At 75.3% G+C, this 25,363-nt stretch carries 20 protein-coding genes and 1 pseudogene; 7 read left to right on the forward strand and 14 right to left on the reverse strand.

From position 1 onward, the window contains the following. Window positions 1-5: 5 nt before the first annotated feature. Both ACN27A_RS10600 and gltB read right to left on the reverse strand, forming a co-directional pair. Complete coding sequence (locus ACN27A_RS10600) at window positions 6-1,514, reverse strand: glutamate synthase subunit beta (protein ID WP_421452007.1); 1,509 nt, start codon at window positions 1,512-1,514, stop codon at window positions 6-8. Beyond that, entirely contained in the window at window positions 1,507-6,201 is a 4,695-nt protein-coding gene (gltB, locus tag ACN27A_RS10605; RefSeq protein WP_421452009.1) for a glutamate synthase large subunit, read from the reverse strand. The genes ACN27A_RS10600 and gltB overlap by 8 nt, the downstream gene beginning before the upstream one ends. Before the next feature lie 146 nt (window positions 6,202-6,347). Here gltB and ACN27A_RS10610 point away from each other — a divergent pair, with 146 nt between their 5' ends. Next, complete coding sequence (locus tag ACN27A_RS10610) at window positions 6,348-7,193, forward strand: GNAT family N-acetyltransferase (protein WP_421452012.1); 846 nt, start codon at window positions 6,348-6,350, stop codon at window positions 7,191-7,193. 153 nt (window positions 7,194-7,346) lie between these two features. Here the strand turns inward: ACN27A_RS10610 and ACN27A_RS10615 are convergent, their stop codons facing one another. Next, entirely contained in the window at window positions 7,347-8,534 is a 1,188-nt protein-coding gene (locus ACN27A_RS10615; protein ID WP_151456314.1) for an FAD-dependent oxidoreductase, read from the reverse strand. Window positions 8,535-8,547: 13 nt separating this feature from the next. Next, window positions 8,548-9,735: a prolipoprotein diacylglyceryl transferase gene (lgt, locus tag ACN27A_RS10620; RefSeq protein ID WP_421452016.1), complete on the reverse strand. Its 1,188-nt coding sequence runs from the start codon at window positions 9,733-9,735 to the stop codon at window positions 8,548-8,550. Between the two features lie 101 nt (window positions 9,736-9,836). On the opposite strand from lgt, the gene ACN27A_RS10625 reads away from it, so the two are divergent. After that, window positions 9,837-10,385, forward strand: coding sequence for an NUDIX hydrolase (locus ACN27A_RS10625; RefSeq protein ID WP_421452018.1), 549 nt, complete (start codon window positions 9,837-9,839; stop codon window positions 10,383-10,385). Between the two features lie 150 nt (window positions 10,386-10,535). Here the strand turns inward: ACN27A_RS10625 and trpA are convergent, their stop codons facing one another. From trpA to trpC, 3 genes are read right to left on the reverse strand one after another with little or no spacing between them, the layout of a single operon-like run. Further along, the gene (gene trpA, locus ACN27A_RS10630) at window positions 10,536-11,339 is read right to left on the reverse strand and encodes a tryptophan synthase subunit alpha (protein ID WP_421452021.1); all 804 of its coding nucleotides are present in this window, start codon (window positions 11,337-11,339) and stop codon (window positions 10,536-10,538) included. 4 nt (window positions 11,340-11,343) lie between these two features. Then, a complete protein-coding gene (gene trpB / locus ACN27A_RS10635) occupies window positions 11,344-12,582 on the reverse strand; it encodes a tryptophan synthase subunit beta (protein ID WP_421452024.1) in 1,239 nt (412 codons plus the stop codon). Window positions 12,583-12,619: 37 nt separating this feature from the next. Continuing rightward, window positions 12,620-13,423 (reverse strand): indole-3-glycerol phosphate synthase TrpC, encoded by an 804-nt coding sequence (trpC, locus tag ACN27A_RS10640; protein ID WP_192581374.1) that lies wholly within the window; start codon window positions 13,421-13,423, stop codon window positions 12,620-12,622. A gap of 489 nt (window positions 13,424-13,912) precedes the next feature. Between trpC and ACN27A_RS10645 the strand changes: the two genes are divergently transcribed. Next, window positions 13,913-14,170 (forward strand): hypothetical protein, encoded by a 258-nt coding sequence (locus ACN27A_RS10645; protein WP_151454286.1) that lies wholly within the window; start codon window positions 13,913-13,915, stop codon window positions 14,168-14,170. Here ACN27A_RS10645 and ACN27A_RS10650 read toward each other — a convergent pair. From ACN27A_RS10650 to ACN27A_RS10665, 4 genes and pseudogenes are all read right to left on the reverse strand, one after another. After that, window positions 14,163-14,777 carry a Trp biosynthesis-associated membrane protein gene (locus ACN27A_RS10650; RefSeq protein ID WP_421452027.1) on the reverse strand — a complete coding sequence of 205 codons (615 nt, stop codon included), beginning with the start codon at window positions 14,775-14,777 and terminating at the stop codon, window positions 14,163-14,165. The two genes, ACN27A_RS10645 and ACN27A_RS10650, sit on opposite strands and share 8 nt — an antisense overlap. Next, window positions 14,774-16,360: an anthranilate synthase component I gene (locus ACN27A_RS10655; RefSeq protein ID WP_421452030.1), complete on the reverse strand. Its 1,587-nt coding sequence runs from the start codon at window positions 16,358-16,360 to the stop codon at window positions 14,774-14,776. The genes ACN27A_RS10650 and ACN27A_RS10655 overlap by 4 nt, the downstream gene beginning before the upstream one ends. Next, entirely contained in the window at window positions 16,357-16,794 is a 438-nt protein-coding gene (gene hisI, locus ACN27A_RS10660) for a phosphoribosyl-AMP cyclohydrolase (protein WP_421458430.1), read from the reverse strand. Before hisI ends, ACN27A_RS10655 begins: the two co-directional genes overlap by 4 nt. 180 nt (window positions 16,795-16,974) lie before the next feature. Then, window positions 16,975-17,571: pseudogene (locus ACN27A_RS10665) on the reverse strand (phosphoribosyl-AMP cyclohydrolase); the annotation flags it as partial. 308 nt (window positions 17,572-17,879) lie between these two features. On the opposite strand from ACN27A_RS10665, the gene ACN27A_RS10670 reads away from it, so the two are divergent. From ACN27A_RS10670 to ACN27A_RS10680, 3 genes are all read left to right on the forward strand, one after another. Continuing rightward, window positions 17,880-18,608 (forward strand): ABC transporter ATP-binding protein, encoded by a 729-nt coding sequence (locus ACN27A_RS10670; RefSeq protein WP_421452032.1) that lies wholly within the window; start codon window positions 17,880-17,882, stop codon window positions 18,606-18,608. Then, window positions 18,605-19,360, forward strand: coding sequence for an ABC transporter permease (locus ACN27A_RS10675; protein ID WP_421452035.1), 756 nt, complete (start codon window positions 18,605-18,607; stop codon window positions 19,358-19,360). The genes ACN27A_RS10670 and ACN27A_RS10675 overlap by 4 nt, the downstream gene beginning before the upstream one ends. A 70-nt stretch (window positions 19,361-19,430) precedes the next feature. Further along, window positions 19,431-20,039 carry a TetR family transcriptional regulator gene (locus ACN27A_RS10680; protein ID WP_421452038.1) on the forward strand — a complete coding sequence of 203 codons (609 nt, stop codon included), beginning with the start codon at window positions 19,431-19,433 and terminating at the stop codon, window positions 20,037-20,039. A gap of 27 nt (window positions 20,040-20,066) precedes the next feature. Here the strand turns inward: ACN27A_RS10680 and ACN27A_RS10685 are convergent, their stop codons facing one another. Continuing rightward, complete coding sequence (locus ACN27A_RS10685) at window positions 20,067-20,825, reverse strand: DUF2470 domain-containing protein (RefSeq protein WP_421452041.1); 759 nt, start codon at window positions 20,823-20,825, stop codon at window positions 20,067-20,069. A gap of 68 nt (window positions 20,826-20,893) precedes the next feature. On the opposite strand from ACN27A_RS10685, the gene rpsD reads away from it, so the two are divergent. Then, complete coding sequence (gene rpsD, locus ACN27A_RS10690) at window positions 20,894-21,505, forward strand: 30S ribosomal protein S4 (protein WP_421452044.1); 612 nt, start codon at window positions 20,894-20,896, stop codon at window positions 21,503-21,505. A gap of 93 nt (window positions 21,506-21,598) precedes the next feature. Here rpsD and ACN27A_RS10695 read toward each other — a convergent pair whose 3' ends face one another. Further along, window positions 21,599-23,326: an ABC transporter ATP-binding protein gene (locus ACN27A_RS10695; RefSeq protein WP_421458431.1), complete on the reverse strand. Its 1,728-nt coding sequence runs from the start codon at window positions 23,324-23,326 to the stop codon at window positions 21,599-21,601. A gap of 139 nt (window positions 23,327-23,465) precedes the next feature. Continuing rightward, window positions 23,466-25,346, reverse strand: a complete 1,881-nt coding sequence (locus ACN27A_RS10700; protein WP_421458432.1) for an ABC transporter ATP-binding protein — start codon at window positions 25,344-25,346, stop codon at window positions 23,466-23,468. Window positions 25,347-25,363 lie beyond the last annotated feature (17 nt).

Below are 25,363 nucleotides of genomic sequence, written 5' to 3' on the forward strand. Positions count from 1 at the left end.
TGGGCTCAGCGCGCGGCCAGGGGTTGGCGGGCCGGGTCCACCGGGGCCGGCAGGGCGCCCGTCCCGCCCAGGTGGGCGTGGATGGCGGCGGCCGCGGCGCGGCCCTCGGCGATCGCCCAGACGATCAGCGAGGCCCCCCGGTGCATGTCGCCGGCGACGAAGACGCCGTCGGTGCCGGTCTGCCAGTCGGGCCGGGCGTCGATCGCGCCACGGGCGTTGCGGCCGACCCCGAGCTGGTCGAGCAGCGGCTGCTCCTCGGTGCCCTCGAAGCCGATCGCCAGCAGCACCAGGTCGGCCGGCAACTCCCGCTCCGAGCCGGGCAGCGGGGTGACGATGCGCCGGCCGTCGCGCTTCTCCACGGTCACCTCGGCGATCCGCACCGCCCGCACCTGGCCGGTGCCGTCGTCGACGAACTCCTGGACCGCGACGGCGAAGACCCGCTCGCCGCCCTCCTCGTGCGCCGGGTAGCTGCGCAGCAGCCACGGCCACGTGGGCCACGGGTCCCGGGCCTCGTCGCGCGCCTGCGGCGGCTGCGGGTAGAGGTCCAACTGGTGTACGCCGGCCGCGCCCTGGCGGTGCGCCACGCCCAGGCAGTCCGCCGCCGTGTCGCCGCCACCGATGATCACGATGTGCTTGCCGGCCGCGTCGATCGGGTCGCCGTCGGGCAGCACCGCCGTGTCGGGTCGGCCGCCGGCCGCCGCGGCGACCACCCGGTTGGCCGCGACGAGGTGGTCCATCGCCTGGTGTACGCCGCGCAGCCCGCGACCCGGCGTCTCGGGGGTGTCGCGGCCCCGCAGCGCGCCGCAGGCGAGCAGCACCGCGTCGTGCTCGGCGCGCAACTGCTCGGCGGTGACGTCGACGCCGACGTTCACCCCGGTGCGGAAGCGCACCCCCTCGGCGGTGAGCTGGGCCAGGCGCCGGTCGATGTGGACCTTCTCCAGCTTGAAGTCGGGGATGCCGTACCGCAGGAGGCCGCCGATCGCGTCGTCGCGCTCGTACACCGTGACGGCGTGACCGGCGCGGGCGAGCTGCTGCGCGGCGGCGAGACCGGCGGGCCCGGAGCCGACCACGGCGACCGAGCGGCCCGTCGGCGCCGGCGCCGGACGCGGCTGCAGGCCGCCCCGGGCGACGGCCGCGTCGGCGATCTCCACCTCGACCTGCTTGATGGTGACCGGCTGCCCGCCACCGATGCCGAGCACGCAGGCCGCCTCGCAGGGCGCCGGGCAGAGCCGGCCGGTGAACTCGGGGAAGTTGTTGGTGGCGTGCAGCGACTCGACAGCGGCGTCCCAGGTCCCGGTGCGGACCAGGTCGTTCCAGTCCGGGATGCGGTTGCCCAGCGGGCAGCCGTCGTGGCAGAACGGGATGCCGCAGTCCATGCAGCGGGTGGCCTGCTCGCGGATGAGCTCCTCGCCTGCCGGCGGGTACACCTCGCGCCAGTCGCTGATCCGCACCGGCACCGGGCGGCGCGCGGGCAGCCGCCGGTCGTAGCGCAGGAAACCGTTCGGGTCAGGCACGAGCCACCTCCTGGACCGTCACCCGCGGGGCGGGCAGGGTCGGCACGGACTTCGCGGCGGGCACGGAGAGTGCGCTCATCACCGCGTCGTCGACGTCGCGGCCGGCGGCTTCGGCGGCCCGCATGATCTCCAGCACCCGGCGGTAGTCCCGGGGCACCACGGCGGTGAACTCCGCCACCGCTTCCGGCCAGCGCTTGAGCAGCCCCTCGGCGACCGCCGAGTCGGTCTCGGCGAAGTGCCGCTGCACCAGCTCGTGCAGCACCGCCTGCTCCTCCCCGGACAGCGGCGCCAGGTCGACCAGCTCCGCGTTGACCCGGCGGCGGTCCAGCCGGTGCACGAAGGCCATGCCGCCGGACATGCCGGCGGCGAAGTTGCGGCCGGTCGGGCCCAGCACCACCACGGTCCCGCCGGTCATGTACTCGCAGCCGTGGTCACCGACGCCCTCGACGACGGCCACCGCGCCCGAGTTGCGTACGGCGAACCGCTCCCCCACCCGGCCGCGCAGGAACAGCTCGCCCGCGGTGGCCCCGTAGAGGATGGTGTTGCCGGCGATGGTCTGGTCCTCGGCCCGCTGCCCCGGCTCGGCCTCGCCGTCGAGGAAGGGGGCGGCGGCGTCGGGCCGCACGACGAGCCGGCCGCCGGAGAGGCCCTTGCCCACGTAGTCGTTGGCGTCGCCGTGCAGCCGGAGGGTGACCCCGCCCGGCAGGAACGCGCCGAACGACTGGCCGGCGGTGCCACGCAGCGTGAACTCGATCGTGTCGGCGGGCAGGCCGACCCCGCCGAAGCGGCGGGTCACCTCGCCGCCGAGCATCGCGCCGACGCTGCGGTGCTCGTTGCGCACCGCCACCTCCACCCGCACCGGCGTACCGTCGGCCAGCGCGGGCCCGGCCAGGGCGATCAGCTCGTTGTCCAGCGCCAGCTCCAACCCGTGGTCCTGGGCCCGTACGCCCCGGCGCGCGGCCCCGGCCGGCAGCTCCGGCAGGTGCAGCACGGGCGTCAGGTCCAGCCCGCCGGCCTTCCAGTGCGCGATCGCCGGGGCCACGTCGAGCAGCTCGGCCTGCCCGATGGCCTCCTCGATCGACCGCAGGCCCAGCTCGGCCAGGTAGCCGCGGACCTCCTCGGCGAGGAAGAGGAAGAAGTTCTCCACGAACTCCGGCCGGCCGGTGAAGCGTTCCCGCAGCACCGGGTTCTGGGTGGCGATGCCGACCGGGCAGGTGTCGAGGTGGCAGACGCGCATCATGACGCAGCCCTCGACGATCAGCGGCGCGGTGGCGAAGCCGAACTCCTCGGCGCCGAGCAGCGCGGCGACCAGCACGTCGCGGCCGGTCTTGAGCTGCCCGTCGACCTGCACGGTCACCCGGTCGCGCAGCTTGTTGAGCAGCAGCGTCTGCTGCGCCTCGGCCAGGCCCAGCTCCCACGGGGTGCCGGCGTGCTTGAGCGAGTTCAGCGGGGACGCGCCGGTGCCGCCGTCGTGGCCCGAGATCAGGATGACGTCGGCCTTGAGCTTCGCCACGCCCGCCGCGACGGTGCCGACGCCGACCTCGCTGACGAGCTTGACGTGCACCCGGGCGGACGGGTTGACGCACTTCAGGTCGTGGACGAGCTGCGCGAGGTCCTCGATGGAGTAGATGTCGTGGTGCGGCGGCGGGGAGATCAGGCCGACGCCCGGGGTGGCGTGCCGGGTACGGGCGATCCACGGCCAGACCTTGTTGCCGGGCAGCTGCCCGCCCTCGCCCGGCTTGGCGCCCTGCGCCATCTTGATCTGGAGGTCGTCGGCGTTGACCAGGTATTCGCTGGTCACCCCGAACCGGCCGCTGGCGATCTGCTTCACGGCGGAGCGGCGGGCCGGGTCGTGCAGCCGGTCGACGTCCTCGCCGCCCTCGCCGGTGTTGGACTTGCCGCCGAGGCGATTCATCGCGATGGCGAGGGTCTCGTGCGCCTCCGCCGAGATCGACCCGTACGACATGGCGCCGGTGGCGAACCGCTTGACGATCTCGGTGGCCGGCTCGACCTCGTCGAGGGGCACCGGGGGCCGCACGCCCGTACGCAGGGTGAACAGCCCGCGCAGCGAGCCGGCCGCCGCGGCCAGCTCGTCGACCTTGGCCGTGTACTGGCGGAAGACGTCGTACTGGCGGCTGCGGGTGGCGTGCTGGAGCAGGAAGACCGTCTCCGGGTTGAACAGGTGCAGCTCGCCCTCGCGGCGCCACTGGTACTCGCCGCCGACCTCCAGCCGGTCGGACGCCACGGCGCCCGGCGCCGGCCAGGCCACGGCGTGCCGGGCGGCGACCTCGGCGTGGATGCCGTCCAGCCCGATCCCGCCGATCTTGCTCGGGGTGCCCCGGAAGTAGCGCTGGACCAGCTTGGCGTCCAGCCCGACGGCCTCGAAGACCTGCGCCCCGCAGTACGACGACACCGTCGAGATGCCCATCTTGGACATGATCTTCAGGACGCCCTTGCCGAGGCCCTTGACGTAGTTGCGCACGGCCTTCGCGGGTTCCACGCCGACCAGCGCCCCGGTGGAGATCATGTCCTCCACCGACTCGAACGCCAGGTACGGATTCACCGCCGCCGCGCCGTAGCCGATCAGCACCGCCGCGTGGTGCACCTCGCGGCAGTCGCCGGACTCGACGATCAACGCCACCTGGGTGCGGGTCTGCTCGCGCACGAGGTGCTGGTGCACGGCGGCGGTGAGCAGCAGCGACGGGATGGGGGCGAGGTCGGCGTTGGAGTCCCGGTCCGACAGCACCAGGATGCGTACGCCGTCCTCGATCGCCTCGGAGACGTGCCGGCAGATCTCCGTCAGGCGGGCCTTGATCCCGGCGCCGCCCTCCCGGACCCGGTAGAGCCCGGAGACCCGGACCGCCTTGAACCCGGGCAGGTTGCCGTCCTCGTCGATGCTGAGGATCTTCGCCAGCTCGTCGTTGTCGATCACCGGGTACGGCAGCACGATCTGCCGGCAGCTCGCCGGGCCCGGGTCGAGCAGGTTGCCCTCCGGCCCGATGGTGGACGCCAGGCTGGTCACCAGCTCCTCGCGGATGGCGTCCAGCGGCGGGTTGGTGACCTGCGCGAAGAGCTGGTGGAAGTAGTCGTAGAGCAGCCGCGGCCGGGTGGAGAGCGGGGCGATCGGGGTGTCGGTGCCCATCGAGCCGAGCGGCTCGGCGCCCGTGCGCGCCATCGGCGCGAGCAGGATCTTCAGCTCCTCCTCGGTGTAGCCGAAGGTCTGCTGGCGGCGGCGTACGGAGTCGTGGGTGTAGACGGTGTGCCGGCGCGGGGGCAGGTCGGTCAGCTCGATCAGGCCGGCGTGCAGCCAGTCGGCGTACGGCTGCTCGGCCGCCAGCTCCGCCTTGATCTCCTCGTCGTGCACGATGCGGCCGGCGACGGTGTCGACCAGGAACATCTTGCCCGGCTGGAGGCGGCCCTTGGCGACCACCCGGGCCGGGTCGAGGTCGAGCACGCCCGCCTCGCTGCCGAGCACCACGAGCCCGTCGTCCGTACGCCACCAGCGGCCGGGGCGCAGCCCGTTGCGGTCCAGCACGGCGCCGACGACCTCGCCGTCGGTGAAGGCGACCGAGGCCGGCCCGTCCCACGGCTCCATCAGGCTCGCGTGGAAGCGGTAGAAGGCGCGCTTGTCGGCCGCCATGTCGGGGTCGTTCTCCCACGCCTCCGGGATCATCATCAGCACCGCGTGCGGCAGGCTCCGCCCGGCCAGGTGCAGCAGTTCGAGGACCTCGTCGAAGTTCGCCGAGTCGGAGGCGGCCGGGGTGCAGACCGGGAAGACCCGGCGGATGTTGCCCGGCAGGTTCGGGGTACGCAGCAGCGCCTCGCGGGCCTGCATCCAGTTCCGGTTGCCCCGGATCGTGTTGATCTCGCCGTTGTGCGCGATGAGCCGGTACGGGTGCGCCAGCGGCCAGGACGGGAACGTGTTGGTGGAGAACCGGGAGTGCACCAGCGCGATCGCGCTCTCCACCCGCGCGTCGGACAGCTCCGGATAGAACGCCGGGAGCTGGTCGGGGGTGAGCATGCCCTTGAACACCATGGTCCGCCCGGACAGCGACGGGAAGTAGGCCGGCACGCCCCGCTCGGCGCTCTCCCGCTCGGCCTGCTTGCGCACGCAGAACGCGACCCGCTCCAGCTCGACACCGCCCAGCGGCGACCCGGCCGGCCCGGCAGCCGAGCCCGTGAGCCGGCGCGCGGCGAGGAAGAGCTGCCGCACCCGGGGCATCGCCGCGAGGGCGGTCTCGCCGAGGCCGCCCGGGTCGACCGGCACGTCCCGCCAGCCGAGCACGTCGGCCCCCTCGACCAGCGCGTACTTCTCCACCACGCGGCGCGCGCGGGCCTCGGCGTCGTCGTCGTCGGGAAGGAAGACCAGGCCGGTGGCGTACTCGCCGGCGGGCGGCAGCGGGAAGTCCACCACCGCGCGCAGGAACGCGTCCGGAATCTGGATCATGATGCCCGCGCCGTCGCCGGTGTTGGGTTCCGCGCCTCGGGCTCCCCGGTGGTCCAGCCGGCAGAGCGCGTCGAGGCCGTTGACCACGACCGCGTGCGAGCGCCGCCCGTGCAGGTCCGCCACGAAGGCCACACCGCAGGCGTCGTGCTCCTGCGCGGGGTCGTAGAGCCCGGCCGCGGGCGCTCCCGGGCCGAGGTGCGGGGCCTGCTTCGGGCTGCTGTGAGGGTACGGAAAGGCCACCGGGCCTCCTGTCGTCGCTCAGGGTGGATCTCGATCGGGACGACGTCGGCCCTCAAGGGTCTATTGAGTCTACGTTAGGGTCCGGAGCGCAAGGCCAGTGCAGATTGATCACACCTTCCAGACTCTGGGACGTGTAGTCTCGCGCGGTGGATTCTCTTGACAGGGACCTGTTCGGCCGGTTGGAGCATTTCTACGACGCGGTGCCCCGGGACGCGGCGCGTACGGAGGAGTACGGCCCGCTCGTACTGTTCGTCAGGGAAGGCGCCGGCTGGCCGTTCTACGCCCGGCCCCGGCTCGACGCCACCAATGCGCCGTCGCTGGCGGACATCACTGCCGTACGCGAGCGGCAGCGCGAACTCGGCCTGCCCGAGGCCGTCGAATGGGTGCACGAGACCACCCCCGACCTGCTGGCCGTGGCCCGCTCGGCGGGGCTGGCGGTGCTGGAGGCGCCGCTGATGGTGCTCGACCCGGCCGCCCTGCCCGACCCGGGCACCCTCACGGACGTACCGCTGCGGATGCTCGACCCGGCGGCGCCCGACTTCGCGGCGGACGTGGCGGCGCGGCGGGCGGTCGCCGCCGTCGGGTTCTCCGCGGCCGGCACCGAACCCGGCGAGGCCGGCACCGCGCAGCGCGACGCCGCGATGGCCGAGTTGGACGAGGCGGCGCTCGACGAGGAACGGACCCGCGTCGCGGACGGCCGGCGCCTGTCCGTGCTGGCGGAGACGCCCGCCGAGGGCGCGCTGGCCAGTGGGATGGCGATGCGCGTCGGCGACGTCGCCGAGATCGCCGGCGTGGCCACCCTGCCGGCCGCCCGCCGCCGGGGCCTGGGCGCGGCGGTCACCGCCACGCTGGCCCGCGAGCTGCTGGCCGCCGGCACCGACCTGGTCTTCCTCTCGGCGGGCAGCGAGGACATCGCCCGGGTCTACCTGCGCGTCGGCTTCCGCCGCATCGGCACCGCCTGCATCGCCGAACCCACCCCGGTAACCCCCTGACCCACCCCGCCCCACCCTGCCCCCCGCCCCCGCCCCCGCCCTCGGGCGCGTCGATCATGCAGTTGTGGCGCCCGGTTCAACCCGCTTAACGGCTTTTATCCCCCACCACAACTGCATGATCGGCAGCGGGGTGGGGGGTGGGGGGGTGGGGGGTCAGGTTGGGGGGCGCCACTGGGCGGCCGTGGTGGCGGCCGTGGAGAGCAGGCGAGGGCTCAGGGCGCCCAGGGCCACGTCGCGGGCGCGCAGCGCGAGGGGGCCCCGGGCCTTCAGCACCGCCGACATCCGGCGGGTCTGCCGGACCACCGTCGCCGCCCGGGGCCGGCGCACCCGGTCGTACGCGACCACCGCGTCGGGCAGGCGGGACTCGCGCAGCAGCGAGGCGAGGGTGGCGGCGTCCTCGAAGGCGAGGCAGGCGCCCTGCCCGAGGTGCGGCGGCATGGCGTGGGCGGCGTCGCCGAGCAGCACCACCCCGCCCGGGCCGGTCGGGAAGCCGTACGACCTCGGCAGCGGCCGCAGCTCGCGGATCTCCTGCTGCACCAGGTCCGCCGGGTCGGTGGCGTCGAGCAGGTCGGCGATCGGCGCCGGCCAGCCCGCGTACCAGCGGCGGAGCAGGGCGAGCTGGGTCTCCGGCGGCTCCGGGCGGGGCGCGCCGACGGCGGTGGCGACCCAGTAGATGCCGCCCCGGCTGGAGCCGCCGGAGGAGCCGCGCTCGCCGAGCGAGGCCGACACGAAGCGGTAGCCGGCACCGAGCACCTCGCCGCCGACGGGCCGGTCGGCGGGCAGCTTCGGGGCCCGGTACCAGGGGATCACCGCCCGCCAGGCGGCGCAGCCGGAGCTGACCACGCCGGACTCGGGGGCGAGTTGCCGGCGCAGCGCACTGTCGGTGCCGTCGGCGGCGACGACCAGGTCGGCTTCGATGGTGTGCCGGCCGTCGCCGACCGAGGGGCGTTCCCCGGAGACGGCGCGCACCGTCCGCACGGTCACCCCGGTGCGCAGCTCGACCTCGTCGCCCAGGCCGGCGATGAGCGCGTCGTGCAGGTCCTCCCGGTGCACCACCACCGGCATCCGGTCGGCCGGCGTGGGGCGGGGCTGCACCAGCCAGTGCCCGTCCGGGCGGCGCACCCCGCCGTCGGGCAGCCCCGTGGCGATCGCCTCCAGGCCGGCGCCGAGGCCCAGGGCGCGCAGCGCGCGTACGCCGTTGGGCCAGAGCGCCACGGCGGTCGGCTCGGGGCGGACGCGGTCGGCACGCTCCAGCAGGGTGACCCGCCAGCCGGAGCGGGCCAGCGCGCCGGCGACCGCGAGGCCGCCGATCCCGGCGCCGACCACGACCGCGCTACGCATCGGGTGCTCCTCCTCAGCTGTCGCGCTCGGCGGGCCGGGTGCCCGTGGCCCCGGCCCGGTCCTGCGGGGTCTCCCCGGCGGGCGGGCCGTCGTCCCCGGCGGCGGTCGACCGGGTGGGCAGGGCGTCGTCGGTGTCCGGCGTGCTTGACGGCCCGTCGGACGGGGCCTCAGCGTCCGGCTGGGCCGGCGTCTCGCCGGTCTCCTGCCAGTGCCGGTACTGCTCCTCGCTCACCACCCGGTAGCCCTGCGGGGCCGCCGGCCGGGCGCCGGCCTCCTGCGCGGACAGGTCGACCTGCGAGACGTCGGAGCCGACGGCCGGCTCCGCGGTCGCGGCGGCGCCGATGGGGATGACGTACTCCCGGGGGCCGCGCACCCGCACGAAGTAGGCGAGGGCGCCGAGGAAGACCAGGCCGGCGGTCCAGACGTTCAGGCGTACGCCGAGGATGGTGTTCGCCTCGTCGGTGCGCATCAGCTCGATCCAGAACCGCCCGGCCGTGTAGCCCATGACGTAGAGCGCGAACGCCCGTCCCCGGCCGAGGCGCAGCTTGCGGTCGAGGACGAGGACGAGCGCGGCCACGCCGACGTTCCACAGCAGCTCGTAGGCGAACGTCGGGTGGTAGAGGCCCGGTTCGAGGATCGGCTCGCCGGCGTCGTCGCGCAGCGCGTGGCCCGGGTTGTCCGGGTCCATCCGGTGGATCTCCAGCCCCCAGGGCAGGGTGGTCCGGCCGCCGTAGAGCTCGTTGTTGAACCAGTTGCCGAGCCGGCCGATCGCCTGGGCCAGCGGCAGGCCGGGGGCCAGCGCGTCGGCGACCACCCCGAACGGGATGCCGAGCTGCCGGGCCGCGAACCACGCGCCGACGGCCCCGCCGGCCACCGCGCCCCAGATGCCGAGACCGCCCTCCCAGATGGCGAACGCCTTCATCGGGTCGCCGCCGGTGCCGAAGTACTTCTCCGGAGAGGTGATCACGTGGTAGATGCGGGCGCCGACGATGCCGGCCGGCACCGCCCAGACGGCGATGTCGAGGACCGCACCGGGGGCGACGCCGCGCTGGCGCAGCCGCCGCTCGGTGACCCAGCAGGCCACCACGATGCCGACGATGATGCACAGCGCGTACGCCCGGATCGGCACCGGTCCGAGCTGCCAGACGGCGGTGCTGGGGCTGGGCAGGGCCGCCTGGGGAGTCAGCGAGGCGAGAGTCACGGGTGCACACGCTACCGCCGTGGCCCCCTCCGGCGGCACCCCGGTCCACCGTCCGCCGGTCCCGGTGACTTCTGGTTTGCGCCGCCGTAGGCTCTTTGTCCATGAGCGCGCTCACCTGGGCGGTCGCCGCGGTCGTCACCGACGACGCCGGCCGGGTGCTGCTGTGCCGGCAGGGCCGGGGCGAGCGCCACGGGCTGCCCGGTGGGCGGCTGCGCCCGGCCGAGAGCCCCGTGCACGCGGTCACGCGCGACATCCGGGCCGAGACGGGGTGGGAGGTCGAGGTCGTCGACCTGGTCGGCCTCTACCACCTCGCCGGGCGGCACGGGGCGTCGCCGGCGGCGCGGGTCGGTTCGGCCCCGGCGGCCGGGCGAGCCGGGCCGCTGCCCGACGTCCTGGTGCACGTCTTCCGGGCGCGTACGCGGGGGTCGGGGCCGGCCGGCGACCCGGTGGGCGGCTGCCGGCCGTCCTGGCACCACCCCTCGGCGCTGCCCGAGGCACTCACCCCGACCACCCGGGCGGCGCTCACCGACGCCCTGGCTGGCCGCTCCGGCGTGCTGCGGGACACCGCCCCGGGCACCCCGGCGCCGACGGCGGGCCACCCACCGGGGCAGCGGAGCACCCCGCCGGCCGACCGGGCACCGCACCACTGACCGGTGCGGGCCAGGAGGCCGGGCAGCGCAGCACCCGCCCCGGTGCGGGCCGGGAGGCCGGGCAGCGCACCACTCACCGGGGCGGGACAGGAGGCCGGGCAGCGCACCACTGGCCGGGGGCGAGCGGGCGGGCGGCAGGGGCGGTCGGGGTCAGCGGGTCGGGTTGCGGACGCCCTCGGCGAGTTCCGCGCTCAGCGCGCGCAGGGCGGCCAGCCCGGACGCCTCGTCGGGCGCGTCGAGCAGGCAGCGGATCAGCGCGCTGCCGACGATGACGCCGTCGGCGTAGCCGGCGACCGTGCCGGCCTGCGCGCCCGTGCCGACGCCCAGCCCGACGCCGACCGGCAGGTCGGTGACCTCCCGCGTGCGGGAGACCAGGATCGGGGCCGCGTCGGAGGTCTTCGCCCGGGCGCCGGTGACACCCATGATCGCGGTGGCGTAGACGAAGCCCCGGCAGTGCCCGACGGTCATCGCCAGCCGCGCGTCGGTCGAGGACGGCGAGACCAGGAACGTGCGGTCCAGCCCGTACGCGTCCGAGGCGGCGAGCCACTCGCCGGCCTCCTCCGGGATCAGGTCCGGGGTGACCAGCCCGGTGCCCCCGGCCGAGGCGAGGTCCCGGGCGAAGGCGTCGACGCCGTAGCGCTCGACCGGGTTCCAGTAGGTCATGGTGACCACGGGCGCCCCGGTGGCCGCGACGGCCTCGATCACGCGCAGCGTGTCGCGGGTGCGTACGCCGCCTGCGAGGGCGATGTCGCTGGCCTTCTGGATCACCGGACCGTCCATCACCGGATCGGAGTACGGGATCTCCACCTCGATGACGTCGACGCCTGCCTCGACCATCGCGGTCATCGCGGCGATGCTGCCCTCGACGGTCGGGAAGCCGGCCGGCATGCAGCCGACCAGCACGGCCCGCCCGTCGGCGCGGGCCTTGTCGAAGGCCACCCCGATCCGGCTCACGTTCTCACTGCTCCTTGTCGAGGATGCCGAAGTAGTCGCCGGCGGTGTGCACGTCCTTGTCGCCCCGCCCGGAGAGGTTGACCACGATCGTCGGCTCCCGGCCCAGCTCCGCGGCCAGCTTCGGCGCGACCTTGAGGGTGCCGGCGAGCGCGTGCGCGCTCTCGATCGCCGGGATGATGCCCTCGGTGCGGCAGAGCAGCTCGAACGCGGCCATCGCCTCCTCGTCGGTGACCGGCAGGTACGTCGCCCGGCCGCTGTCGTGCAGCCAGGCGTGCTCCGGCCCGACGCCCGGGTAGTCCAGCCCGGCGGAGATCGAGTGCGACTCGCACGTCTGCCCGTCGGCGTCCTGGAGCACGTACGTCCGGGTGCCGTGCAGCACCCCGGCGGACCCGCCGGTGATGCTGGCCGCGTGCCGGCCGGTCTCCACCCCGTCGCCGCCGGCCTCGAAGCCGTAGAGCCGCACGTCGGGGTCGCCGACGAAGGCGTGGAAGATGCCCAGCGCGTTGGAGCCGCCGCCGACGCAGGCGGTGACCGCGTCCGGCAGCGCGCCGGTGAGGTCGAGGCACTGCTGGCGCGCCTCGTCGCCGATGCCCCGGACGAAGTCGCGGACCATGGCCGGGAAGGGGTGCGGCCCGGCGGCGGTGCCGATCAGGTAGTGGGTGTCGTCGACGTTGGCGACCCAGTCGCGCATCGCCTCGTTCATCGCGTCCTTGAGGGTGCGCGAGCCGTTGGTGACGGGGACGACGGTGGCGCCGAGCATCCGCATCCGGGCCACGTTGAGCGCCTGCCGCTCGGTGTCGACCTGCCCCATGTAGACCACGCAGTCGAGGTCGAACAGGGCGGCGGCGGTGGCGGTGGCGACGCCGTGCTGGCCGGCCCCGGTCTCCGCGATCACCCGGCGCTTGCCCATCCGCCTGGTCAGCAGGGCCTGGCCGAGCACGTTGCGCACCTTGTGCGCCCCCGTGTGGTTGAGGTCCTCCCGCTTGAGCAGCACCCGCGCGCCCAGCTTGGCGGAGAACCGCTGGGCCGCGTAGAGCAGCGAGGGGGTGCCGGCGTAGTCGCGCAGCAGGGCGCCGAACTCGGCCCGGAACGACTCGTCGGCCATCGCCGCGCGGTGCGCCGCGTCCAGCTCGTCGAGCGCCGCGACCAGCGCCTCCGGTACGAACCGGCCGCCGAACCGGCCGAAGTGACCGGCGGGGTCGGGCAGCGGACCGGCCGCGGCGGCCGTCACGTCGGCGCTCATGAGCTTGTCCTCTCGGTGCTGACGAACCGGCGCGGGGTCAGCGCACCGGGCGGGGCGTGGCCGGGTGGTTGCCGGCGTTGACCAGCTCGGCCACCGCCTCGCGGGGGCTCTTCTGGGTGACCAGGCCCTCGCCGACCAGGACCGCGTCGGCGCCCGCCGAGGCGTACCGGATGAGGTCGTGCGGGCCGCGCACCCCCGACTCCGCGATCTTGACGACGCTGCTGGGCAGGCCGGGCGCGATCCGCTCGAACACCGAGCGGTCGACCTCCAGGGTACGCAGGTTGCGGGCGTTGACCCCGATGACCTGGGCGCCGGCCTCCAGGGCGCGGTCGGCCTCCTCCTCGTCGTGGACCTCGACCAGCGCGGTCATGCCCAGCGACTCGATCCGCTCCAGCAGGCCGACGAGGGCGTTCTGCTCCAGCGCGGCGACGATCAGCAGCACCAGGTCGGCACCGTGCGCGCGGGCCTCGTGCACCTGGTAGCTGGAGACGACGAAGTCCTTGCGCAGCACCGGGATGCGGACGGCGGCGCGGACGGCGGCCAGGTCGTCGAGCGAGCCGCCGAACCAGCGCCCCTCGGTGAGCACGCTGATCGCCCGCGCCCCGCCGGCGGCGTAGTCGCCGGCCAGGTCGGCCGGGTCGGCGATCTCGGCCAGCCGCCCCTTGGACGGCGACGAGCGCTTCACCTCGGCGATCACCGCGACGCCCGGCTTGCGCAGGGCCGCGTACGCGTCCAGCGGCGGCGGCGCGGCGGCGGCCAGTTCGCGGATCCGCTCCAGCGGAACCTGCTCCTGGCGTCGGGCGACGTCCTCGCGCACGCCGGCCAGGATCTCGTCGAGCACGCCTACGGACGCTGCCGTACCGGCGTCGTCCCCCTCCGCGTGCGCATGCTCAGCAGTCACCAACGGACTCCCCTCTCCGGGTGTCATGGGCCGATGCTAGGGGGCGCCACCTGGCGACGGCCGCCGGGGGTATGGCGTGCCTCACGAGATGGGCTGGGGCATAATGGCCGACCTCTGGTGAACGGAATGTCACGCAGGGCGACCGCACCCCGCGACGAACGACACCCGACATTCCCGCCTCCGCCCCCCGGGTCATCGACGTGATCCTATCTGAGGGCGCGGTCGGCCGCCCGGTCCGCCGACCGCCGGGGACGCCGGTCGATGGTGTGACCTACCTCAAGGTCGAACGGCCCTTTGCCTGGTGGCGGCCCTGCGAGCAGTGTTGACGTGTCGGTCACCACGGCGAAACGTGAACCAGCCAGCATCGTCCTCGGGCAGACTCGATGACGCGCCTGCCCCACCGTCACCAACGATCCTCGCGGGGTGATCATGAGCACTGTCGAGCCGCACCAGCCCATCGGACTGACGACCGTCTCGCGCACGGTCGCATCGCTCGCCGTCGGCGTGGTACACACCCTCGAGCGCGCCGTGGTGGGCGAGGCCCGCATGCGGACCGCGCGGGGCAACGCCTGGGAGGCCGTCTGCGCCGACCGGGCCCGGGCCGAGCAGCGGGCCGAGCTGGACCGCCTGGTGGCGGAGTTGGCGGCGGCCCGGGCCGCCGCCCGCGAGCACCAGCCGGTCAGCTGACCGTCGGATCCTCGCCCCGGTCCAGCGCGTCCCACGCCTCGGTGGTGTGCCGGCCGGTGACCCGGTCGCCCTCGCCCCGGGCGGCCGGCGCCGCGTCACCCGCGGGCCGCCGCTCGTAGCGGGCGCCCATCGCCGGCCAGCGCCGCCCCCGCAGCGCCGTCAGCAGCCCGCCCGCCGTGGCGAGCACCCCGCCGAGCAGGCAGAGGGCCGGCCACTGCCGGGCGACCTCGCCGTCGAACGCCGCGACCAGGCCGTAGCCGCCGCCGGCCGCCACGGCCGCGCCGAGCACGCACAGCAGCCCACCCAGCAGCCGCCGCGCCCGTCCCCGGGTGGCGAGCACGGCCCCGCCGCCGGCCAGCCCCACCAGGGCCAGCGCCGGCAGCCAGGGCAGCAGGCCAGCGCCCGTGCGGGCGTCGCGTACCGGCGGCAGCGGGGTGGGCCGGGCGGTCAGCTCGACCGCCCAGGTGCGGGTCGACGCCCACAGCGCCAGGCCCGCGCCGGCCACGCAGAGCAGCACGGCGTACGTCAGCTCGCGCCGCTGCGTGCCGGGCCGCGCGCCCCCGCCCGCATCGGTGGCCGGAGTCGTCCCCGGCTCGGCGGCCGTCATCGGGCGGGCCGCAGGGTCTCGGCGGCGGCGATGGCGGCGAGCACGGCGGCGGCCTTGTTCCGGGTCTCCTGGTCCTCGGCGGCCGGGTCGGAGTCGGCCACCACCCCCGCCCCGGCCTGCACGTACGCCCGGCCGTCGCGCATCAGCGCGGTGCGGATCGCGATCGCCATGTCCAGGTCGCCGCCGAAGCCGAAGTAGCCCACGGTGCCGCCGTAGATGCCGCGCCGGACCGGTTCCAGCTCCTCGATGATCTCCATGGCCCGCACCTTGGGCGCGCCGGAGAGGGTGCCGGCGGGGAAGGTCGCGGCCAGCGCGTCGAAGGCCGTGCGGTCCTCGCGCAGCGTGCCGACCACGGTCGAGACGATGTGCATGACGTGGCTGTAGCGCTCGATGGTGGCGAACTCCGGCACCTCCACCGTGCCCGGGCGGCAGACCCGGCCCAGGTCGTTGCGCCCCAGGTCGACGAGCATCACGTGCTCGGCGCGCTCCTTCGGGTCGGCGAGCAGCTCCGCGGCGAGGCGGGCGTCGGCCTCGGGGGTGCCGCCGCGCGGCCGGGTGCCGGCGATCGGGTGCAGCAGCGCCCGCTGCCGCCCCTCGGCGTCGCCGGTCACCTTCAGGTGCGCCTCCGGCGAGGACCCGACGATGTCGAAGCCGTCGAAGCGCAGCAGGTACATGTACGGGCTGGGGTTCGTCGTGCGCAGCACGCGGTAGACGTCCAGCGGGTCGGCGTGCGTGTCCCGCTCGAACCGCTGGGCCAGCACGATCTGGAAGCACTCGCCGGCCCGGATCGCCTCCTTGGCCGCCTCGACGGCCTTCGGGTAGCCGCCCTCGGGCGTACGGCTGCGCACCTCGCCGGCCGGGGGCCGCCCGACGGTCGAGACCATCGGCGGGATCGGCCGGGACAGCGCGGTGGTCATCGCGTCGAGCCGCCCGACCGCGTGGTGGTAGGCCGCCGTGACCTGGGCATCCCGGTCCAGCTCCTCCAGCGGCGGCAGGATGGCGTTGGCGACGAGGATCGCCGAGCCGTCGTAGTGGTCGAGCACCACCAGGTCGGTGGCGAGCATCATGCCCAGCTCGGGCACGCCCAGGTCGTCCTCGGTCAGCTCGGGCAGCCGTTCGAAGCGCCGGATCAGCTCGTAGCCCAGGTAGCCGACCATGCCGCCGGTCAGCGGGGGCATGCCGCTGGCCGCGTCGAACGCCGGGCCGGCGAGCGCCTCGACGGTCTCGCGCAGCACCTGGACCGGGTCACCGGAGGTGGGCAGCCCGGCCGGTGGGTGGCCCGTCCACACCGCGGCGCCGTCCCGCTCGGTCAGCGTGGCGCTGCTGCGTACGCCGATGAACGAATAGCGCGACCAGGCCAGGCCGGCCGAGCCGACGCCCTGCTCGGCCGACTCCAGCAGGAACGTCCCCGGGCCGCCGGCGAGCTTGCGGTAGACGCCGACGGGGGTCTCCGCGTCGGCGAGCAGCCGGCGGGTGACCGGCACGACCCGCCAACGGGCGGCCAGCTCGGCGAAGGTGGCCGGGTCGGGGCTGACCGCGCCGTCGGTGCGGGAGCCGCCGGGCGTGACGCGCTGCGTGCTCACCGGGCGCCCGCCCCGTCCCCGCCGACCGGCAGCTCGGTGAAGAAGCAGCTGCGGTGCCCCGTGTGGCAGGCCGCGCCGACCTGGTCGACGTCGACCAGCAGCGCGTCGCCGTCGCAGTCCAGGGCCACCGCGCGGACGTGCTGGTGGTGCCCGGAGGTGGCGCCCTTGACCCAGTACTCCCGGCGGCTGCGCGACCAGTAGGTGGCCCGGCCGGTGGTCAGGGTGCGGTGCAGCGCCTCGTCGTCCATCCAGGCGACCATCAGCACCTCACCCGAGTCGTGCTGGCGGACCACGGCGGCCACCAGCCCGTCGGGGGTGCGGCGTAGCCGGGCGGCGATGGCCGGGTCGAGCCGGGACGGACGGACCGCGCCGTCGGCCGCGGGCTCCTGCGGACTGGGGTGGGCGCCGGTCACGGGCGCGTCAGGTACGGGCACAGTGACCCATTGTCCCGCACGCGGGGCGGGCACGGGTGACGGCTCCCGCCGGGGCCGCGGCGGCCGGTGGGCGGGCCGGGTGAGCTGGTCGACGTAGCGGTCCAGCCGGCCGTCGGTCAGAGCGTCGGCCAGGTCCGCGCCGGCGGCCCGCGCGACCTCGGCGGCGTACGGGCGGACCAGCGGCAGGACGCCGGTGACGAGGCGGGCCGCGGCGGCGCAGAGCTGGCCGACGGAGCCGGGCCGCAGGCCGAGGCAGAGCAGCAGGTCCTCCCGGTAGTGCGGGGGCGCCACCGGCAGGTCGAGGGCGGCGGAGAACGCCGCCCGCCGGGACGTCACCCGGACCGTGGGGTTGGCCAGCCGCAGCACGGACGGGCAGAGCCGGGCCAGATCGGCGGCGGCCAGCCGGACGCCGAGGTGGTCGTCGGCGTCCCGCGCGCCGGCCACCTTACCGAGCGTCGCGATCAGCTCCTCCAGCTGCGGCTCGCCGGCGGGATGGCAGAGCACCGGCAGGTCGATCCGGGGCCGCCAGTGCGGGTCCGCCCACAGCAGTCGGGCCGGCGCCGTCACGGGCAGCCCGAACGCCCAGTCGGCGGGCTCGCCGAGGCGGGTCAGCCAGGAGTTCACGTCGCGGGCGGCCACCGACACGTGGGTCAGCCGGCCCCCGTGCTCGGCCAGGAACGCCCGGCGGGCAGCGTACGGGGCGCCGTCGAGCAGCACGTCGACGTCGACGTCGCTGTGCGCGGTGGCGGCCCGCCGGGCGTGGCTGCCGCGCAGCATGATGCCCACCACGGGCTGCTCGGCTCCGGCCCGCAACCGGGCCGCCCATTCGCCGAGGAACCTCTCGTCCGGTGACGCAGCGTGACCCACGGCGCCATCGTGCCGTACGTCCGATCAGGGCGCAATGCCCGATGCCGCGCCTGATGCCCGTTGGCGGACCCGCTGTCCGGGTCCGAAGGCTAATGCCCGACCGATCCGCCCGCCGCTCCGGGGTCCGTGCGGGTGGACCGGGGTCGACCGTTGCGGCCCGCCGGGCGTCTCCGTTAGCGTCGAGTTCAACGGATGATGAGTTTCTCCGGGAGGCGCCGGTGGACGAGGCGATCGCCGTACGCGACCTGGTCGTCGAACGGGGCGGGCGGCGGGTGCTGCACGGCATCAGCGCGGACGTGCCGCGCGGTTCGGTCACCGGGCTGCTCGGCCCGAGCGGCAGCGGCAAGACCACGCTGCTGCGGGCGGTGGTCGGCGTGCAGGTGCTCGGCGCCGGCTCGGTGACCGTGCTGGGGCGCCCCGCCGGGTCGCCGGAGCTGCGCCGCCGGGTCGGCTACCTCACCCAGGCGCCCAGCGTCTACGCCGACCTGACGGTGCGCGAGAACGCGCGCTACTTCGCCGCCCTGCACGGCCGGGGGCGGGCCGAAGCCGACCGGGCGGTCGCCGACGTCGGGCTCGGGTCGGCCGCCGGCCAACTGGTTGGCACCCTCTCCGGCGGGCAGCGCAGCCGGGCGTCGCTGGCCTGCGCCCTGGTCGGGGAGCCGGAACTGCTCGTCCTCGACGAACCGACCGTCGGCCAGGACCCGGTGCTGCGGGCCGACCTGTGGGCCCGGTTCCACGCCATGGCCGCCGCCGGCGCCACCCTGTTGGTCTCCAGCCACGTCATGGACGAGGCGGCCCGCTGCGACCGGCTGCTGCTGATCCGCGAGGGGCGGCTGATCGCCGACGACATCCCCGACGCGGTCCGCGCCGCCGCCGGCACCGACGACCTGGACGAGGCGTTCCTGCGGTTGATCAGGGCGGGCGCCGCCGGACGGGAGGCGTCGTGAACCCCCGGATCCTGGCTGCCACCACCGGCCGCATCCTGCGCCAACTGCGGCACGACCGGCGCACCGTGGCGCTGCTGCTGGTGGTCCCGTCGGTGCTGCTCGCCCTGGTCCACGCCATGTACGTCGACCAGCCCGCCCCGCCGGGGCAGCCGTCGACCTTCGACCGGGTCGCCCTGGTGATGCTCGGCTTCTTCCCCTTCGTGATCATGTTCCTGGTGACCAGCATCGCGATGCTGCGCGAGCGCACCACGGGCACGCTGGAGCGGCTGCTCACCACCCCGCTGGGCAAGCTCGACCTGCTCTTCGGCTACGGCATCGCGTTCGGGCTGGCCGCGGTGGTCCAGGCGGCCGTCGCGTCCGTGGTCGCGTACGGCGTCTTCGGGCTGGACACCGCCGGGCACAGCGGGCTGGTGGTGCTGGTCGCCGCGCTGAACGCCGTGCTCGCCGTCGCGCTCGGGCTGTTCTGCAGCGCCTTCGCCCGCACCGAGTTCCAGGCCGTACAGTTCATGCCGGTCGTGGTCGTGCCCCAGTTGCTGCTCTGCGGGCTCTTCGTGCCCCGGGGCGAGATGGCGGGCTGGTTGCAGGCGGTCAGCGACGTGCTGCCCCTGTCGTACGCCGTCGAGGCGCTCCAGGAGGTCGGCGCCCACGCGGAGCCGACCGGCACGATGTGGCGGGACGTGGCAGTGGTCGCCGGTGCGGCGGCGCTGGCGCTGGTGCTCGCCGCGGCCACCCTCCGGCGGCGCAGCGGCTGAGCCGCCGCCCGGCCGGCGGGGCGCGACGCGGCCGGCGGCGGCGGGACGACGGTGGGAGCGAAGGGCGACGATGGCGCGGCGGACCGGACGACGACCCGGCAACCCGGACACCCGGCAGGCCATCCTCGACGCGGCCCGCGCCGCCTTCGCCGAGCGGGGCTTCGACGGGGCCTCGATCAGGGCCGTCGCCGCCGCCGCGCAGGTGGACCCGGCGCTGGTGCACCACTACTTCGGCAGCAAGGACCGGCTCTTCCTGGCCGCGATGCACGCGCCGGTCGACCCGGCCGAGCTGCTGCCGAGGGTGCTCGCGGGCGACCGCGCGGGTCTCGGGGAGCGGCTGGTGCGCACCTTCCTCGGCGTCTGGGACTCCCCGGCCGGCACCGCTGGCGTGGCCCTGCTGCGCTCGGCGGTGAGCAACGAGTGGACCGCCCGGCTGCTGCGGGAGTTCCTGGTCACCCAGGTGCTGCGCAGGATCCTCGACCAGCTCGACGTCGACCCGGCCGAGCTGCCGCTGCGCGGCTCGCTGGTGGCCAGCCAGCTGATCGGGCTGGCCATGATGCGGCACGTGGTCCGGCTGGAACCGGTCGCCTCGGCCGCCCCGGAGACCCTCGTCGCGGCGGTCGGCCCCACCGTGCAGCGCTACCTGACGGGCGACCTCGCCGAGGTCTTCGCCGGCTGACCTGACGGCCGGGGCGGCGGCGCCCGGTCAGGCGTGGTCGGCGTGCCGGGACGGGGCGTGCCGGCAGACCAGCGGATGCAGGAGCCGGGTCAGCTCCGCCTGGCAGTCCAGCGGACGCGGGAACGCCAGCCGGACGCGCCGGCGGGCACCGGGTCGGCCGTGGGCGACCAGCAGGCCGTACCGGTCGATCCGGACCACCCGGGGCGCGGTGTCGGTGCCGCCGTCGGCGAGGCCGAGCTGGCGGCGCAGGTACCCGGCCACCTCGGCGGCGTGGTGGTCGGCGAGGTCGGCCAGGAGCTCGGCCTCGACGGCGTGCAGCGGGTCGGGCTCCGCCTCGGCGTACGCCTCGGGGTCGATCCGGCGGACGGTGTCGCCGCGTTCCCAGCGGGCCTCGACCACCTCGAAGCGGTGCAGCCGGAACCGGGTGCCGACATCGAGCAGGTCACCGGCCGGCTCCACGGCCGCGAAGTCCAGCGCGGCGCGGCGCTCCTCGTCGCCGTCCAGCCGGGCCGCCCAGCCGGAGACCCAGGCCCGGCCGAGGCTCGGCGCGCCGGCGGCGGGCGGCAGGTCCAGCACGTCCAGCACCAGCGCGACGTCGGAGTCGCCGTCGGCGGGGCGCAGCGCGGCGGCGAGGTCGCTGACGACCGGCACGAGCAGCAGCACCCGGCCGTCCGGGTCGGTCACGTGCCGGACCTGGTGCGGGCCGGGCCGGTGCGCGACGTGGGCGATGCCGGGCAGCCGGCCCGCGACGAGGGTGCGGACGATCTCCGCCGGGCTGGGCCGCATGAACGACTCCTTCGTAGGTTAGCCTTACCTAACTCGGAGACTAGAGCACCGGATCGGAGACGTCCAGCGTGAACCAACCCAGGCCCAAGGCCCGCCTCTCCCGCGCCCTCGGCATCCCCCTCACCCGCAAGTGCGTGCGGTACTTCGAGCGGCGCCCCTTCCCGCCCGGAGTGCACGGCCGGCAGCGCCGCAAGACCTCGGACTACCAGGTGCGGCTACTGGAGAAGCAGCGCCTACGCCACCAGTACAACGTCAGCGAGACCCAGCTACGGCGCGCCTTCGACGAGGCCGCCCGGAGCGCGGGCAAGACCGGCGAGAGCCTGGTCGCGCTCCTGGAGCGACGGCTCGACGCGGTGGTGCACCGGGCCGGCCTGACCCGCAGCATCTACCAGGCCCGGCAGCTCGTCGCGCACGGCCACTTCACCGTCGACGGGCGCAAGGTCGACCGGCCGTCGTACCGGCTGCGTCCGGGCCAGGTGGTGGCCGTCCGCGAACGCAGCCGCACGACCGTGCCGTTCCAGCTCGCCGCCGCGGGCGCCAACGCCACCGAGGGACCCGGCCAGCCGTACCTGTCGGTGGAGCTGGCCGAGTTGCGGGCCACGTTGCTGCGCGAGCCCGCCCGGCACGAGGTGCCGGTGATCTGCGACGAGCAGCTGGTGGTGGAGTTCTACTCCCGCTGACCACCGCGCGGCCCGGCACAACGCCGGGCCGCGCGCCGCAGCGGCCCGACGCCCGCGCCGGATCTGCTCAGCGGGCCGGCCCGGCGGGCCTGCTCAGCGGGTCTGCTCCAGCCAGGAGGCGTAGAGCAGGCCGTAGACCGACTCCGGGTCGCGGACCAGCTCGTCGTGCGGACCGCGCTGCACGATCCGGCCCTTGTCCACCACGATCACCTCGTCGGCGGCCTGCGCCGTGGAGAGCCGGTGCGCGATCGCGAGGGTGGTGCGCCCCCGGGTCACCGCGTCCAGGGTGCGTTGCAGCCGCACCTCCGTCGCCGGGTCGACCGCGCTGGTCGCCTCGTCCAGCACCAGCAGATCCGGGTCGGCCACGTACGCGCGGGCCAACGCCACCAGCTGCCGCTCCCCCACGCTCAGCGCCTCGCCACGCTCCCCCACCGGCGTGTGCAGGCCCGACGGGAGCCCGTCCAGCCAGTCCGCCAGCCCCAGCTCGGTGAAGGCCGCCGAGAGCTGCGCGTCGGTCAGCTCCGGGCGGGCGAAGCGGACGTTCTCCGCCACCGTGGCGTCGAAGAGGAAGCCGTCCTGTGGCACCATCACCACCCGCGAGCGCAGCGAGCCGAAGCGGACCCGCTCCAGCGGCACGCCCGAGAGCAGCACCTGGCCGGCGGTCGGGTCCATCAGGCGGGTGAGCAGCTTGGCGAAGGTGGTCTTGCCGCTGCCCGTCTCGCCCACCACCGCCACCCGGCTCTTCGCCGGGATCTCCAGGCTGACGTCGTGCAGCACGGGCGGACCCCCGGGGTACGCGAAGCGCACCCCCGCGAAGCGGATGTCCAGCGGGCCGGACGGCAGCTCGCGGCCCTGCTCGCCCGGGTCGGCGACGTCCGGCTCGACGTCCAGCACGTCCAGCACCCGGCGCCAGCCGGCGATGGCGTTCTGCGCCTCGTTGAGCACCTCGGTGGCGATCTGCACCGGCTGGATGAAGAGCGTGACCAGGAAGAGGAAGGCGGTCACCTCGCCGATGCTCAGGGTGCGGTCGGCGCCGAGGGTCACCCCGAGCACCACCACGCCGGCCAGCGCCAGGCCGGCCGCCAGCTCCCCGACCGAGCTGCCCATGATGCTGATCCTGATCGCCCGCTGCTGGGCCCGGCGCTGGCCGTCGATCGCCTCGTCGAGCCGGCGGGCCGTCCGGCCGGCGATCCCGTAGGCCCGGATCACCGGCGCGCCGACCACGCTCTCCCCGATCGCGCCGAGGAGCGTCCCCGTACGCTGCCGGACCACCCCGTACGCCCCGGCGAGGCGGCGCTGGAGCAGCCGGATCACGAACACGGCGGGCAGGAAGGCGGCGAAGACCACCAGGGTCAGCTGCCAGGAGTACGCGAACATGACGAGCGTGGTGACCGCCAGCTGACCGAGGTTGATCACCAGGATCACGCCGCCCCACTGGAGGAACTGGGTGATCTGGTCGACGTCGCTGGTCACCCGGGAGACCAGCGAGCCGCGCCGCTCCGACTGCTGGTGCAGCATCGACAGGTCGTGCACGTGCCGGAACGCCCGGATCCGCACGTTGGCCAGCGCGGTCTCGCTGACCGTGAAGAGCCGGCGCATCATCAGGTAGCCGCAGATCGTGGTCACCACGAGCACCGCGGCGGTGGCGGCGACCACCGTCCAGACCACGCCCAGGTCCAGGCCGCCGACGATGCCGTTGTCGATGCCCTGCTGCACCGCCACCGGGACGGCCGCCCGGCCGACCATGTAGACCAGGGCCAGGCCGAGCGTGCCGGCCAGGCCGACCCGCAGCTCCGGGGAGAGCGCCAGACCGCGGCGCAGCGTCTGCCACGTCGTCTCGGGCGTCTCCGGAACGTCGGCGGCCTCGGCCTCGGCCTTCCGTGCCGTGTCCGTGGCAGTGGTCACCGTACTGGCCTTTCGTTCGCGACTGCGGGGCTCCGCTGCGCTGCACTCCTCGCGCTCACCGGTCCACCTCGATTTCCAGGCCCGACGTCAGCGGGGCGACCTCGTCGTACGTCTCGTCCTTCGCGTGGTCGACCTCGGCCTGCTCGTAGGCGGTGACCAGGTCGGCGTAGCCCGGCACAGTGGCCAGCAGCTCGGCGTGCGGGCCGCGGGCGAGCACCCGGCCCTGTTCCAGGTAGACCACCTCGTCGGCCAACGCGATGGTGGCCCGCCGGTAGGCGACCACCAGGATCGACGCGGCCGGCGCCCCGGCCTGCCCCGCCGAGGAGCGCAGCCCGGCCAGGATGGCCGCCTCCACCCGCGGGTCGACGGCGCTGGTCGCGTCGTCGAGGACCAGCAGGCGGGGCCGGCCGGCGAGCGCGCGGGCCAGGGTGAGCCGCTGGCGCTGGCCGCCGGAGAGCGAGGTGCCCCGCTCGCCGACCTTCGTGTCGAGGCCGTCGGGCAGGGCCGCGACGAAGCCGTCCGCCTCGGCCAGCCGCAGCGCGGCCCAGACGTCGTCGTCGCCGATGCCCGGCCGGTCCAGCGTGACGTTGGCCCGCACCGTGTCGTCGAAGACGAACGGCACCTGGGCGACCAGCGCGGCGGTGCCCGCCAGCGAGGCGGCGGTGAGCCGGCGGACGTCCACCCCGTCCACGCACACCGTGCCGGCCAGCGGGTCAACCAGCCGCACGGCCAGCGCGGCGATCGTCGACTTGCCGGAGCCGGTCGGCCCTACCAGGGCGACGGTCTTCCCGGCGGGCACGGTGAAGGAGACCTCGCCGAGCACCTCGGTGCCGGGCAGGTGCGCCTCGGCGGGCTCGTAGCCGAACCGGACGCCCGCGAACGCGAGGGTGGCCGGGCGGGGGTCCGTCACGTCGAGCGCCGTGTCGCCGTACGCCATCTCGCCGGTCGCGTCGAGCACCCGGCGGACCCGGTCCCAGCCGGCGACGCTGCGCGGCAGCTCGGCCAGCACCCAGCCGATGGCCCGGACGGGGAACGCCAGCACCGTGAAGAGGAAGGCGACGCTGATCAGCTCGGCGACGCTGATCGCGCCCTGTTGCAGCCGGATCGCGCCGACCACCAGCACGGCGAGGGTGCCGAGGCTGGGCAGGGCCTCCAGCAGCGGGTCGAAGACGCCGCGCAGCCGCCCCACCGCCACCAGCGAGTCGCGCAGCTCGCCCGCGCGGGCGGCGAACCGGTGGGTCTCCTGCGCCTCCCGGCCCATCGTCTTGACGACCAGGGCGCCGTCGAAGCTCTCGTGCGCGATGCCGCTGACCTCGGCGCGCAGCCGCTGGGCCCGGGCCTGGCGGGGGGCCATCCGGCGGGAGTAGGCGACGTTGAGCGCGAAGAGCGCCGGGAAGACCGCGACGCCGACCAGGGCCAGCGCCCAGTCGGTGGCGAAGAGCGACGTCACCGCGCCGACCAGCATCACCAGGGTGCCGACCGCGAACGGCAGCGGGGCGATCGGGTACCAGGCGGCCTCGACGTCGGAGTTGGCGTTGGACAGCAGCGTGCCGGTGGCGTTGCGGTGGTGCCACGACAGCGGCAGCTCCAGGTAGCGGCGGGTGACCCGGCGGCGGTAGGCGGCCTGGAGGCGGTACTGCATGTAACCCGCGCCGAGCCGGCGGCCGAAGATGCCGGCCACCCGCAGCACGCTGATGCCGAACAGCGCGACGGCCGCCAGGGCCAGCCCGCCGACCCCGACCTCGCCACGCTCGATCGCCGGCACCACCACGTCGCCGACCACGGCACCCACCACGTAGGCGCTGGCCACAGTCATTGCGCCGAAGAGCACGCTGCCGCTCACCGCGACCGCGAAGATGCGCGGCTGCTCCCGGATCGCCCGCCCGAGGACGGCCAGCCCCCGCACCAGCACGTCCCGACTTGTCCTGCTCGCCACGCTCTCCCCTGCCGTAA

Origin of the sequence: Micromonospora sp. WMMD737 (assembly GCF_049179055.1) — a bacterium.
Lineage (GTDB): Bacteria > Actinomycetota > Actinomycetes > Mycobacteriales > Micromonosporaceae > Micromonospora > Micromonospora reichwaldensis.